The organism is Parasphingorhabdus sp., from assembly GCF_039982395.1.
Classification (GTDB): domain Bacteria; phylum Pseudomonadota; class Alphaproteobacteria; order Sphingomonadales; family Sphingomonadaceae; genus Parasphingorhabdus.
Genome location: NZ_JBDWYO010000003.1, coordinates 611302 through 622957, shown reverse-complemented (window position 1 = coordinate 622957; position 11656 = coordinate 611302). Strand labels below are relative to the sequence as shown.

The following is an 11656-nucleotide window of genomic DNA, read 5'->3' as shown; positions in this document are numbered from 1 at the left end:
GGTTTCAATTAGAATTTTAGGGAAAAACACATCCGACCGGCAAAACCTATCGAACCCATTGCAAAGCCGAAAAAACTGTCCCCTGCGAACCCGGCCTTCAAATCTGGGGCCTTATAGCAGCTGATTCCCTTTTGTGAACCGTGGCGTCAATTCTTTGCACTATGATACATTTATTGGCTGATTTATGCGTGTTTTGAGAGTTAAGGGCCGGTAGGCTTTGTGGGGGGTCCCGAACCCGAGATGTTGATTTGATGCAACACTCATATTGTTACAAAAGCCTGTGGCCATAAAACTGGTGCGGACGGCGGGACTCGAACCCGCACACCCATTCGGATAGCAGATTTTAAGTCTGCTGCGTCTACCATTTCGCCACGTCCGCACCGGTAGCTCCAACTTTCGTCGGAGACTAGCGACAAGCATTATTGCGCGCGTGCGGTCAAGTGCATAGGCACTTTATGCATAAAAAATTTTCGATTTCAGCCTTTGTTGAGGCGCTCGCGGATTTCTTTGCCCGGCTTGAAATAGGGCACCCGTTTGGCGGGAACCTCTACCGATTCACCTGTTCGGGGGTTGCGGCCGACGCGCGGCTTGCGCTCACGTGTCGAAAAGGCCCCAAAGCCGCGTAGTTCAACCCGGCCACCGTCAGCAAGCTTCTGGCTGATCTGGTTGAAGAACAGATCGACAATTTTTTCAATTTCATCCGGTTTCAACTCCGGATTTTCTTCAGCGAGTTTCTCTAATAGTTCAGAACGTATCATCGGTGCGCCTTTCCGATTCTCAGTTGATCCAGCGACTCAATGTAGCAGAGACGCTGGAAGCATGGAGGTCTGCTTCTTCTATACATCTATAGATGGCAGAAATTGTGCCTATTTTCAATGGCGTTGGTAGAAATGTAAAATTCCGCTACGAAACTGGTCGTCGCAAAGAAAAAGCCCACCCCAAGCAAGGGGCGGGCTTTTCCGACATACCGTATTGTTATGGAAGAACTATTCTTCCTTCTTTTTAAGCGCAGCGCCCAAGATGTCGCCGAGGCTCGCGCCTGAATCGGTCGAACCAAATTGTTCCACAGCCTGCTTCTCTTCTGCCAGCTGATGCGCTTTGATCGAGAAGTTCGGTTTCTTCGAACGGTCGAAGCCGGTGATCATAGCGTCCAATTTCTGGCCAACCTGGAAGCGATCTGGACGTTGCTCGTCCCGATCACGGCCCAAATCGTTGCGTTTGATGAAGCCGGTTGCGCCGTCGTCGCCCATTTGGACTTCGAGGCCGCCATCGCGCACTTCGAGTACGGTGACGGTAGCAACAGAACCTTTTTTGAGCCCGCCGGTATCAGCGCCGCCCATTGCAGGTGCACCTTTTTCAAGCTGTTTCATGCCCAGAGAAATACGTTCTTTGTCGACATCGATGTCGAGAACGATTGCTTTTACCTGTTCACCCTTATGGTGGAGGTTGAGCGCGTCTTCGCCGGAAATGCCCCAAGCAATGTCTGACATGTGAACCATGCCGTCGACATCGCCTTCAAGGCCGATGAACAGACCGAATTCGGTAGCGTTCTTGACTTCGCCTTCCACAGTGGCGCCAACGGGATGCGTATCCGCAAAGTCGGTCCAAGGGTTAGACTGAGCCTGTTTCAGACCCAAGGAAATGCGACGCTTCTCGGTGTCGACTTCCAGAACAATGACTTCCACTTCCTGGGATGTGGAAACGATTTTACCGGGATGAACGTTCTTCTTGGTCCAGCTCATTTCGGAAACATGGACGAGGCCTTCGATGCCCGCTTCCAGTTCCACGAAAGCACCATATTCGGTGATGTTGGTAACCGAGCCGTTGAGCTTGGTGCCCACGGCATATTTCTCGGTCGCGCTGTCCCAAGGATCGCTTTCCAGCTGTTTCATACCAAGCGAGATGCGCTGGGTGTCTTTGTTGATCTTGATGATCTGGACTTTCAGCGTGTCGCCGATGTTGATCATTTCATTCGGGTGGTTGACCCGCTTGTAGCTGAGATCGGTAACATGGAGCAGGCCATCAATGCCGCCGAGGTCAACGAACGCACCATAGTCGGTGATGTTCTTGACGACGCCTTCGGTAACCTGACCTTCAGCCAAGGACTCAATAAGTCCGCTGCGCTGTTCGGCACGGGTTTCTTCAAGAATGGCGCGACGTGAAACAACAATATTGCCACGCTTGCGATCCATCTTGAGGATCTGGAAGGGCTGGGCAATGTCCATCAATGGTGTGACGTCGCGTACAGGACGGACGTCGACCTGGCTGCCGGGCAGGAAGGCTACGGCACCATCAAGGTCAACCGTGAAGCCACCTTTGACGCGGCCGAAGATAACACCTTCGACGCGATTGCCTTCGTCATATTCTTTTTCAAGCTTGTCCCAGCTCGCTTCGCGGCGTGCGCGATCGCGGGACAGCATGGCTTCGCCATTTACATTCTCGATGCGGTCGACATAGACTTCGACTTCGTCACCAACAGAAATTTCGGCTTTCTGACCGGGAGCGGCGAATTCGCGCAGCGCTACACGGCCTTCTGATTTCAATCCTACATCGATGACAGCCATGTCATTTTCGATGCCGGTTACGGTGCCTTTGACGACGCGGCCTTCAAAGCCTTGGTCTTCGCCACCGAGTGATTCGTTTAACATTGCCGCGAAATCGTCGCGGGTTGGAAATGCCGTTGAGGCCATATGGTTTAATCCTTGATAGTCAATTTGTCTGGCCAGGCGGTTGGTTCCGCCGGTCTTGGACCAAAATTGCCGCAGCCACCCCATGTGACCGCCGCATCCTTCAGAAAACTACCGATATTTGGTGGATGCGAGGCTAAGCACAAATGCCAAAAGCTGCGCCAAAGCCGAACCGGTTCCTTACCAATCCGTCTTGCACATCATTTGTCTGCTATGCCGGATCTTTGTGTTGCCGGCTGCTTTTCTTCGCATTCACCAAGGCAATCGCCTGCTGAATGGCGGCGTCTATAGTCAAATCGGTGGTATCAAGCAAGTCTGCATCTTTTGCGGGCTTGAGCGGCGCTGTATCGCGATTTTGGTCGCGCTCGTCGCGTTTCAAAATGTCGGCCAGAATATCATCAAAATTGGCGGGTTCTTTGCGTCGCTTCATCTCTTCAAAACGCCGCACCGCGCGCGCCTCTGATGAAGCCGTTACGAACAGTTTGACATCGGCATTTGGTGCGATGACGGTTCCGATATCGCGTCCGTCCAGAACCGCGCCCGCGGGCTGGGAGGCAAAGTCTTTCTGACGTTTGTCGAGCGCCCGTCGAACTTCCGGGTGGACGGAGACGCGGCTGGCCAAGCCGCCGACGATTTCGCTGCGCAGGCCGGGGTTGTTGAGCAGCGCGCTATCAAAAGTACAGGCAGCCAATGCATCAATAGCATTTGCAGAATCTCCGCCTTGCTCCCGGAGTGTCCAGCCGACTGCCCTATACAGCAGGCCGGTATCCAGAAAGGGTAGGTTGAAATGCTTGGCCAACTCCTTGGAGATTGTGCCTTTGCCAGAAGCGGTTGGGCCATCAACAGCGATGATCATGGTTGTTGCCTCGCATGGTTCTGATAGGCTTTCCAAAGACCGCCGACGGCGATGATGATCCAGACTATTTCCAGAAGGAATGACGCGAGATTGAAGTGGACCATCAGAGAGAGGGTTAATAAAAGCGCGCCCAGCAAGTTTGTGCCATTGTAAATGAAGGCGTTAACCGCTTTTGCATAGACGTTATAGGCATAAGCGGAGACGATCAATATACTGCCGATTATGCCGATGATATTGGCCAGGAATCCACTCATCATCAGGATGCCAGTCTGGTCAAAAGGTCACTAAAGCCCGGGAAACTGGTTTGCACTGGCGCAATATCGTCAATCGTCAGGCCTGATTTTGTCGCTAGCCCGGCGACCGCGAAACTCATGGCAATGCGATGATCGAGAGCGGTCTCGATCGCATGTTTGGTTCGACCGCCGGAGAGCGGCTTGCCGCCGCTACCTTCGATAATCAGGCCGTCTTCCTTCTCGGTTAATTCTACGCCGAGCAATTCAAGGCCTTTTGCCATTTGCGAGAGTCGGTCGGACTCCTTGACCCGCAACTCATGCAGGCCACGTGTTTTGGTTGTGCCGTTGGCGATGGCTGCTGCCACAAATAATATCGGAAATTCATCAATCATGCTGGGCGCGATATTGGCGGGCACGTCGATGCCGGTTAGCGCGCTATGTTTGATATGGATATCTGCCACTGGCTCGCCGCCAACCGTTCGATCATTCTCAAAACTGATATCGCCGCCCATCTGCTGCAATATTTCATACAGGCCGGCGCGGGTCGGATTGATTCCGACATTTTCGATGATGATATCCGACCCCGGCACGATCAAGGCCGCGACCGCAAGGAAAGCGGCAGAAGACGGATCGCCCGGCACTTTGATCTTTTGTGGCATGAGCTCGGCTTCGCCGGTTAGAGATATGACTCGGCTTCCTTCGGCATTTGTTTCTACCGTGATGTCGGCACCAAAGCCTTTGAGCATGGTTTCGCTATGATCACGCGTCAGCACCGGTTCTATGATCCGGGTAATGCCCGGCGTGTTGAGCCCTGCCAACAGGATCGCCGATTTGACCTGCGCCGAGGCCACAGGCAGGCGATATTCAAGAGGGACTGCGGGGCAAGTGCCGGTCACAGAAAGCGGCAAGCATGCTTTATGGTCCGAGGTTTCTCTGGCTCGAATATCCGCGCCCATTTGCGATAGCGGTTCTATCACCCGACCCATTGGCCGTTTGGATAGGCTAGCGTCTCCGGTGAACGTCGCACTGATTCCATGCGATGCGATCAATCCCATCAGCAAGCGGGTCGATGTTCCGCTATTGCCCATGTCGAGAGCATTGGTCGGCTGCATCAAGCCACCGACTCCGACGCCATATACGGTCCAGGCATCGCCTTTTTTGTCAATTTTTACCCCCATTGCGCGCAGGGCGTCGGCAGTTGCGAGGACGTCTTCGCCCTCCAGAAGGCCGGTGATCTGGCTTTTGCCAACGGCGAGCGCGGAGAATATCAAGGCCCGATGCGAAATGGATTTGTCTCCGGGAACGGAGATTTTACCGGCGAGCGGGCCAGACGGTTTGAACGTTGCTGGCGTTTGAGAGTTACTGGTCATGACAGAGCTTTATTAGCGGAACGCACAAATGATTCGTGCAGGAATATCAAACGGCTTTTGACAGCGCTGCAAAGCTATGGCAAGGCGCGCCGGATTTCGCGGCTGATTTCAACTAAGCTTGTATGGCCGCTTTGCAGACTTACCTATAAACGACTTGATTTAGACAGGATTTGGACACCAGCCATGGTTAAACCGGAATGGGGCACAAAACGCACATGCCCAAAATGTGGAACACGCTTTTACGATCTGGGCAAAGAAGACCCGGCAACCTGCGTTGAATGCGGGGAAAGCTTTGTGCCGGAAGCGGTTCTGAAGTCCAAGCAGCCTTTGCCTTTCGAAGCTGCGCCTAAGAAAGACGCCAAGAAGGAAGCGGATACCGTCGACGATGATGATTTGGACATCAACATCGATGATGATGAGCCGTCCCCTGACAATGAAGTTGACCTCGGCGGAGACGACGATTTGGGCGTCAGCAAAGGCAAGGGCGACGACGAGCGCGACGAAACCTAATTTTTGATTTGCATTTTGGAGCGCGTCTAGATTAAACGCGCTCCTCAAATGGGGCCTTAGCTCAGCTGGGAGAGCGCTTCGCTGGCAGCGAAGAGGTCAGCGGTTCGATCCCGCTAGGCTCCACCAATTTTTCGGAAAACAGCCCGTCCGGCGGACGGGCGACCGAAAAGTTCCCGAACGTAAGCGACGGGTCCGAAGCGGGCGGTACTCGCGAAACCTCTTTTCGTGAGTTTCCGATAGCCCATGTCCAATCTCCCAGCCCATTATGACGCGATCATCCTCGGTGCAGGCGGTGCCGGTCTGATGTGTGCCGCTGTTGCCGGACAGCGCGGCCGCAAGATCTTGCTCATCGATCACGCAGATGAGCCCGGTAAAAAAATCCTGATATCGGGTGGCGGGCGCTGCAATTTTACCAATAGTGGTACTGTGCCAGACCGCTATCTGTCGCAAAATAAGCATTTCGCGAAGTCGGCCCTGAGTCGTTATTCGGCGAGTGATTTTGTCGGACTGGTCGATCGTTATCATATCGACTGGCACGAAAAGACCTTGGGGCAGTTGTTCTGTGACGGTTCCGCGCGGCAGATTGTAGACATGCTGATGCAAGAATGCCCGGCTGATTCGGTCACGATGTCGTTCGGGAAAGCAATTTCCGATATCAGCAACAGCGATGGACGCTATCGGGTAGAATATGGCGGGCAGACTGCCTTCGCACCTTCGTTGGTTGTCGCCACGGGCGGGCCATCCATCCCGAAAATGGGGGCGACAGGATTCGCTTATGATCTGGCACGGCAATTTGGATTAAAGATAGTGGAACCTCGGCCGGCGCTGGTTCCGCTGACTCTGGGGGGAGAAGAAACCCTGTTCCGATCTCTGTCTGGTGTATCCGCCCCGGTAAACGCGGGATGCGGAAAGACAGCGTTTCGGGAAGCGGCGCTGTTTACCCACAAGGGATTGTCAGGCCCTGCCATCCTGCAGATTTCGTCTTATTGGCAACATGGGGAGGCGGTGGAAATTGATTTCCTGCCCGATTTGCCGGATGATTGGCTCCGTCAGGCGAAGAAGCAATTGCCCCGGCTATCATTGAAAAAGGCGATAAATGCCCATCTTCCAGCGCGATTGACGGAGACTTTGATCGAACGGATCGCGCTTGAAGGGGAATTGGGAAATCTAACCGATAAGAAGCTAGATGAAGCGGCCCGACGCTTGTCCCATTGGCGCTTCATGCCCAACGGGACCGAAGGCTTCGCCAAGGCCGAGGTGACGGCCGGAGGGATCAGCACAGCGGATCTTTCATCCAAAAATATGGAAGCTAGGCAAGTGCCCGGTTTTTATGCTATTGGCGAAGCGGTTGACGTTACCGGCTGGCTCGGTGGCTATAATTTTCAATGGGCTTGGGCAAGTGGCCATGCTGCCGGTAAGGCAATATGATCCCCGGAACGGACCCTTTAACAACATCATATTCTTCATAATCCGCAGGCGATTGGCATTTCCGCGCGGCTTTCACTTTTGCCACGGAATTCAAACATTATGCCTTTCTCCAAAATCTCTCCGCTTCTCGCTGAGGCGCTCACGGCGCGCGAATATGCTAAGCCTACACCCGTTCAGGCGGCTGTGCTTGAACCGAAAGCGGAAGGCCGCGATCTTATCGTGTCGGCTCAAACCGGTTCTGGTAAAACCGTAGCCTTTGGTTTGGCGATGGCGCCACAATTGCTCGATGATAACGGGCGTTTCCCGTTTCTGGTCGAGCCACTGGCATTGGTGATTGCGCCGACTCGTGAACTTGCCTTGCAGGTGAGTCGAGAGCTGACATGGCTCTATCAGCCTGCCGGCGCACAGATCGCTACCTGTGTTGGCGGTATGGATGCATCGAAAGAGCGGCGTCAGTTGCGCCGTGGCGCGCATGTCATTGTCGGGACTCCAGGCCGGTTGCGTGACCATCTGGAACGCGGAGCGCTCGACCTCAAAAACCTCCGGGCGGCCGTGCTCGATGAAGCGGATGAAATGCTCGACATGGGCTTTCGCGAAGATCTTGAAGAAATTCTGGATGCAACCGGCGAAGAACGGCGGACATTGCTATTCTCTGCGACTATTCCGAAACCGATTATCAATCTAGCCAAACGCTATCAGAATGATGCGCTGCGTATCTCCACGGTCGGCGAAGATCGCGGCCATGGCGATATTGCCTATCAGGCGATCACGGTCGCTCCTGCCGATACCGAGAATGCGGTGGTCAATTTGCTGCGCTTTCATGAAGCAGAATCGGCAATGCTCTTCTGTGGCACACGCGAGGCGGTCCGTCGCTTGCACGCCAGTCTGGTTGACCGCGGTTTTAGCGCGGTGGCGCTGTCGGGCGAACATACCCAGAGCGAACGCAATCAGGCGATGCAGGCCTTGCGGAGCAAACGCGCGCGCGTCTGTGTCGCTACCGACGTTGCGGCTCGTGGATTGGACTTGCCGACATTGAGTTTGGTGGTTCACGTTGAAATACCGCGCGATGCAGAGACATTGCAGCATCGGTCCGGTCGTACGGGGCGTGCTGGTAAAAAGGGTACAGCGGTTGTCATCGTGCCTTATCAGCGGCGCAAACGGGTTGAATCCATGCTTCGCGGCGCGAAAATCAATGCCGAATGGAGAGACGCACCGACACGCGCCGACATTCGCAAAAATGACGCAGAGCGTTTGATCGAAACATTGTTGCAGCCGGTCGAGATTGATGAAGATGATCTGGAACTGGCAAAGCGTTTGATGGCGGAAAAAACGCCGGAAGAAATTGCGGCCATGCTGGTGCAGTCTCATCGTGCAAAAATGCCTGCTCCAGAACAGATGCTCGATCGCGGGGCGCAATCTCAACCCGCTCCTGGCGGTCCACGTCCCGGCTTTGAGGATACAGTATGGTTCAAGATGAATGTCGGCCACAATCAGCGTGCGGATGCGCGTTGGCTCTTGCCGGTTCTGTGTCGCCGAGGTCATATCACCAAGAATGAAATTGGTGCGATCCGGATCAATGGTGACGACACCTTGTTCGAAATTCCGCGTCGGGTGGTTGCAAAGTTTACCGCTGCAATTGCTGAGAAAAGAGAAACGGGTGGGGATGATACCGACGATATCACAATCACCCAGTTTGAAGGCAAACCTCGCGATCAAGCCAAGCGCAACCGCAAGGGTGGCCGCGGCGACAATGCACGGGGCAAGCGCGACTACAGCAACGCCAGTGCAAAATATGGCGGCAAGAAATTCGGCAAGAACAAGAAGTTCGGTGACAAGAAATTTGGTGATAAATCCGGCGGCGGGAAACCATATCAGAAGCGCAAGCCTGACGGCGAAAGCGGCTCTGACGGTGGCGCACCGAAGCGCGAATTTGACGGTGGATTCAAAAAGAAATCCGACTTTAAAGGGGGCCGCAAATCTGGATCCAAAGACGGTTTCGGTGGTGGCGGTAAAAAGCCGCATCGCGGAAAACGCCCGTTTGAAGGTTCGAAGCCTAGCGGACCCAAATCCGACTGATCCGATCGATGTCGGGTGCTATTCAGATCCTGGTGGATGCGGACGCCTGTCCGGTGAAGGAAGAAATCTACCGTGTGGCCGATCGCCATGCGGTGGCGGTGGTCATCGTCAGCAACAGTCCGTTTCGGGTGCCGGTCCATCCTCTTATCAGCAGGGTTGTCGTCAGCGATGCCTTTGACGCAGCCGATGATTATATTGCCGAACGAACCGGTCCGCGCACTATCGTGATCACGTCAGACATTTTGCTGGCGGATCGTTGCGTGAAGGCCGGAGCAGCGGTGATCGCATCCAATGGCAAACCCTTTACCGCGGACTCCATCGGAGCCGCCGTCGCAACGCGGGCGATCATGGCCGATTTGCGCGCCGGCATGGGGACAGAAAATATTGGCGGACCACCGCCGTTCAGCAAAGCGGATCGTTCCCGCTTTCTGTCTTCTCTGGATGAAATATTGGTGCGATTAAAGCGCGCAGGCTAGCCTGTGCTAATCCACCGTGACCTGAAAAGTCACCGCAAAACTGTCGGGCGCGGCCAAGGAAGCAGCAGAAATCGAAACTGCTGATCCGCTCGCCGATGCACCATAAGGGTCGCCTTCGTCTGCACCGATAGCATTGTCATCCTCGGGCGTGGCCGCTGTGCCGCAATTGGCGCCACTGCGCATGGAACCTGCAACATAGGTCACATTCCCCGGAATAGTGTCTGTGGCAGACAATGACGTCGCGATGGGACCAGCGCTGTTTGAAATCAAAATACAATATTGAACGGTCGCACCGGGAATGGCCTTCGGATTGATTCCGCCACTGATCGGATCATTGAGCACCTGACTGATTTTGGTGACGCTCACATTCGCGCGGGTGACGTCGAAGAGAATCTCGTCAATGTTCCAGTAATTGGCTTCGATCTCAGGCACAGGCAGTCCATTGCGATGCGCCAGTCCATTCTGTGCACCGATGGTGCTGTTGCTTGCATCCTTAGCGAAAATCCGGACAATCCATCCGGTGCTGGTTACGGTCCCCAGCGGAATCGTATAGGTCGGCTGGGCGGGCACGCTGTTGTCATTGGTCCAGATTGCGTCTCCTGCCGTGGCATCGCCGTGCGTGCCATCATTGTATAAAATGATGTTGGACGCGACCAAGGTGCCGGTCTGGTCATAGACATTGGCCGTGACCGGATTGGTTGAAGCGGTTGGTGCCGCATCGACTTGAGCGCTGATGGACAAAGCCTGGCCGGGTGCGAAGACGCTGGCATCTGCTGGTGATGTTGTCACCACGCCAAAGGCTTCGGGCGTGCCCAATGTGCCATCGACAACAGACCATTCCAGATCATCGACCATGAACCAGCTGCGGAACGAAGAGGCATGGTTTGACGAAAAGCGGATTGTGACGGTTTGTCCTGCAAAGCTAGCCAGGGATTGCGAAAATTCCCACCAAGGTTCGCTGCCGCTAGTCACGGTCATGCCAGCCGTGTGAGTGCCCGCTGTCGTTAAGTCCCAGCCGTTATATGGTCCGTAACCGGAGTTGGTTCCATTTTGGCCACCTGTCCCGAAATTAGGGCTGAACGGACGGGTGGCATAATTACCTGCGGTTGGCCCGACAATCTCTGTTGTGGTTCCGCCAACCACCTCAATTCGCAAAAAGTCCCAACGGTTGGAACCATTTGCCGAACTATCCCAACCCTGTGCTTTCCAACGGACCGTGACATTCCCGGGATTGGTTACGGGAACCGTGAAGGTCCGGGTCAGAACCGCGCGATCGGTGCCGTTGCCATCGGCATTGGTTCGCGATCCGATCAGATAGGAAAAGTCGCCCGTGTTCGCGTTTCCGTTGGTGTTGACGGTTGTATTGTCCACAACGTTCACATTCTCATTGGGCCTGACTTCGGCATCATAGTTGGGTTGCGCCGTCCCGGCCCAGCCGGTCGGGTCTTCTTGTCCAGTGGTAGAACGCTCAAAATTGGCGTTAATCGGGGCCTGCGGATTGGCCGTTTTCGCGCCGTTCTGGATGATATCAAAATAGACATAATAGGTTTGGGCGCCGCCATCCTGCACAATCCACTTTATCTCGCCTCGGTCGTTGCCGGCTGCATCGGTGCTGTCGCCAAAAACCCGATCAGTATATTCTTGCGTGGTTGCGAGCGCACCATTGGGGCGAACCACGCGGACCGAATTGACATCAAATGTTCCGCTGATCCCCAATTGGGTCATCAGCGTAGAGAAGTTGACATCGATTTTGGCGGTGCTGTTTACGGTCGATGTGGCGGGTAGCGTCACCGGCACGCGATAGTGCCAATCCTGACCCGTCGAGACGCCATCGGGATCATACCATCCAGGCGGTGCAGGCGTTCGCAAATCGGCAAGCGCAGTCACCGCCGACAATCCGATGACGGCGAGCGCAATGCCCCAGTAAAATACTGTCTTTTCCCACATAACCGAAAAAAAATAACAGATTAAAGTGAAAAATCGTTAAAACTGCCGGTCTGCTAACTTGTTGATAACTAAG

The 11656-nt window shown here is 54.5% G+C and carries 10 protein-coding genes and 2 tRNA genes; 5 read left to right on the top strand and 7 right to left on the bottom strand.

The genetic code is table 11. The features are described from left to right. Positions 1-293: 293 nt before the first annotated feature. The 6 genes from ABJV08_RS09540 to aroA all read right to left on the bottom strand — a co-directional run bounded on the left by ABJV08_RS09540 (position 294) and on the right by aroA (position 5146). A tRNA-Leu gene (locus ABJV08_RS09540) sits at positions 294-379 on the bottom strand. Positions 380-476: 97 nt separating this feature from the next. Further along, complete coding sequence (locus ABJV08_RS09535) at positions 477-758, bottom strand: integration host factor subunit beta (RefSeq protein WP_348039356.1); 282 nt, start codon at positions 756-758, stop codon at positions 477-479. Between the two features lie 228 nt (positions 759-986). Further along, positions 987-2690 carry a 30S ribosomal protein S1 gene (rpsA, locus tag ABJV08_RS09530; protein ID WP_348039355.1) on the bottom strand — a complete coding sequence of 568 codons (1704 nt, stop codon included), beginning with the start codon at positions 2688-2690 and terminating at the stop codon, positions 987-989. Positions 2691-2898: 208 nt separating this feature from the next. Further along, positions 2899-3543, bottom strand: coding sequence for a (d)CMP kinase (gene cmk / locus ABJV08_RS09525; RefSeq protein ID WP_348039354.1), 645 nt, complete (start codon positions 3541-3543; stop codon positions 2899-2901). Next, the gene (locus ABJV08_RS09520; protein ID WP_348039353.1) at positions 3540-3800 is read right to left on the bottom strand and encodes a hypothetical protein; all 261 of its coding nucleotides are present in this window, start codon (positions 3798-3800) and stop codon (positions 3540-3542) included. Before ABJV08_RS09520 ends, cmk begins: the two co-directional genes overlap by 4 nt. Continuing rightward, positions 3800-5146 (bottom strand): 3-phosphoshikimate 1-carboxyvinyltransferase, encoded by a 1347-nt coding sequence (aroA, locus tag ABJV08_RS09515; RefSeq protein ID WP_348039352.1) that lies wholly within the window; start codon positions 5144-5146, stop codon positions 3800-3802. The genes ABJV08_RS09520 and aroA overlap by 1 nt, the downstream gene beginning before the upstream one ends. A 183-nt stretch (positions 5147-5329) precedes the next feature. On the opposite strand from aroA, the gene ABJV08_RS09510 reads away from it, so the two are divergent. From ABJV08_RS09510 to ABJV08_RS09490, 5 genes are all read left to right on the top strand, one after another. Continuing rightward, the gene (locus ABJV08_RS09510) at positions 5330-5656 is read left to right on the top strand and encodes a TIGR02300 family protein (protein WP_348039351.1); all 327 of its coding nucleotides are present in this window, start codon (positions 5330-5332) and stop codon (positions 5654-5656) included. Between the two features lie 50 nt (positions 5657-5706). Further along, a tRNA-Ala gene (locus ABJV08_RS09505) sits at positions 5707-5782 on the top strand. A 117-nt stretch (positions 5783-5899) separates the two neighbouring features. Next, positions 5900-7084, top strand: a complete 1185-nt coding sequence (locus tag ABJV08_RS09500; protein WP_348039350.1) for an NAD(P)/FAD-dependent oxidoreductase — start codon at positions 5900-5902, stop codon at positions 7082-7084. A 99-nt stretch (positions 7085-7183) separates the two neighbouring features. Further along, positions 7184-9160 (top strand): DEAD/DEAH box helicase, encoded by a 1977-nt coding sequence (locus ABJV08_RS09495; protein WP_348039349.1) that lies wholly within the window; start codon positions 7184-7186, stop codon positions 9158-9160. 8 nt (positions 9161-9168) lie between these two features. Next, complete coding sequence (locus ABJV08_RS09490) at positions 9169-9636, top strand: YaiI/YqxD family protein (RefSeq protein WP_348039348.1); 468 nt, start codon at positions 9169-9171, stop codon at positions 9634-9636. Positions 9637-9642: 6 nt separating this feature from the next. Here ABJV08_RS09490 and ABJV08_RS09485 read toward each other — a convergent pair whose 3' ends face one another. Then, positions 9643-11583: a hypothetical protein gene (locus ABJV08_RS09485; protein ID WP_348039347.1), complete on the bottom strand. Its 1941-nt coding sequence runs from the start codon at positions 11581-11583 to the stop codon at positions 9643-9645. Between the last annotated feature and the right edge of the window lie 73 nt (positions 11584-11656).

Coding starts and splice junctions, on each gene's coding strand:
- ABJV08_RS09535 (WP_348039356.1), bottom strand. CDS start 758: ATGATACGTTCTGAACTATTAGAGAAACTCGCTGAAGAAAATCCGGAG.
- rpsA (WP_348039355.1), bottom strand. CDS start 2,690: ATGGCCTCAACGGCATTTCCAACCCGCGACGATTTCGCGGCAATGTTA.
- cmk (WP_348039354.1), bottom strand. CDS start 3,543: ATGATCATCGCTGTTGATGGCCCAACCGCTTCTGGCAAAGGCACAATC.
- ABJV08_RS09520 (WP_348039353.1), bottom strand. CDS start 3,800: ATGATGAGTGGATTCCTGGCCAATATCATCGGCATAATCGGCAGTATA.
- aroA (WP_348039352.1), bottom strand. CDS start 5,146: ATGACCAGTAACTCTCAAACGCCAGCAACGTTCAAACCGTCTGGCCCG.
- ABJV08_RS09510 (WP_348039351.1), top strand. CDS start 5,330: ATGGTTAAACCGGAATGGGGCACAAAACGCACATGCCCAAAATGTGGA.
- ABJV08_RS09500 (WP_348039350.1), top strand. CDS start 5,900: ATGTCCAATCTCCCAGCCCATTATGACGCGATCATCCTCGGTGCAGGC.
- ABJV08_RS09495 (WP_348039349.1), top strand. CDS start 7,184: ATGCCTTTCTCCAAAATCTCTCCGCTTCTCGCTGAGGCGCTCACGGCG.
- ABJV08_RS09490 (WP_348039348.1), top strand. CDS start 9,169: ATGTCGGGTGCTATTCAGATCCTGGTGGATGCGGACGCCTGTCCGGTG.
- ABJV08_RS09485 (WP_348039347.1), bottom strand. CDS start 11,583: ATGTGGGAAAAGACAGTATTTTACTGGGGCATTGCGCTCGCCGTCATC.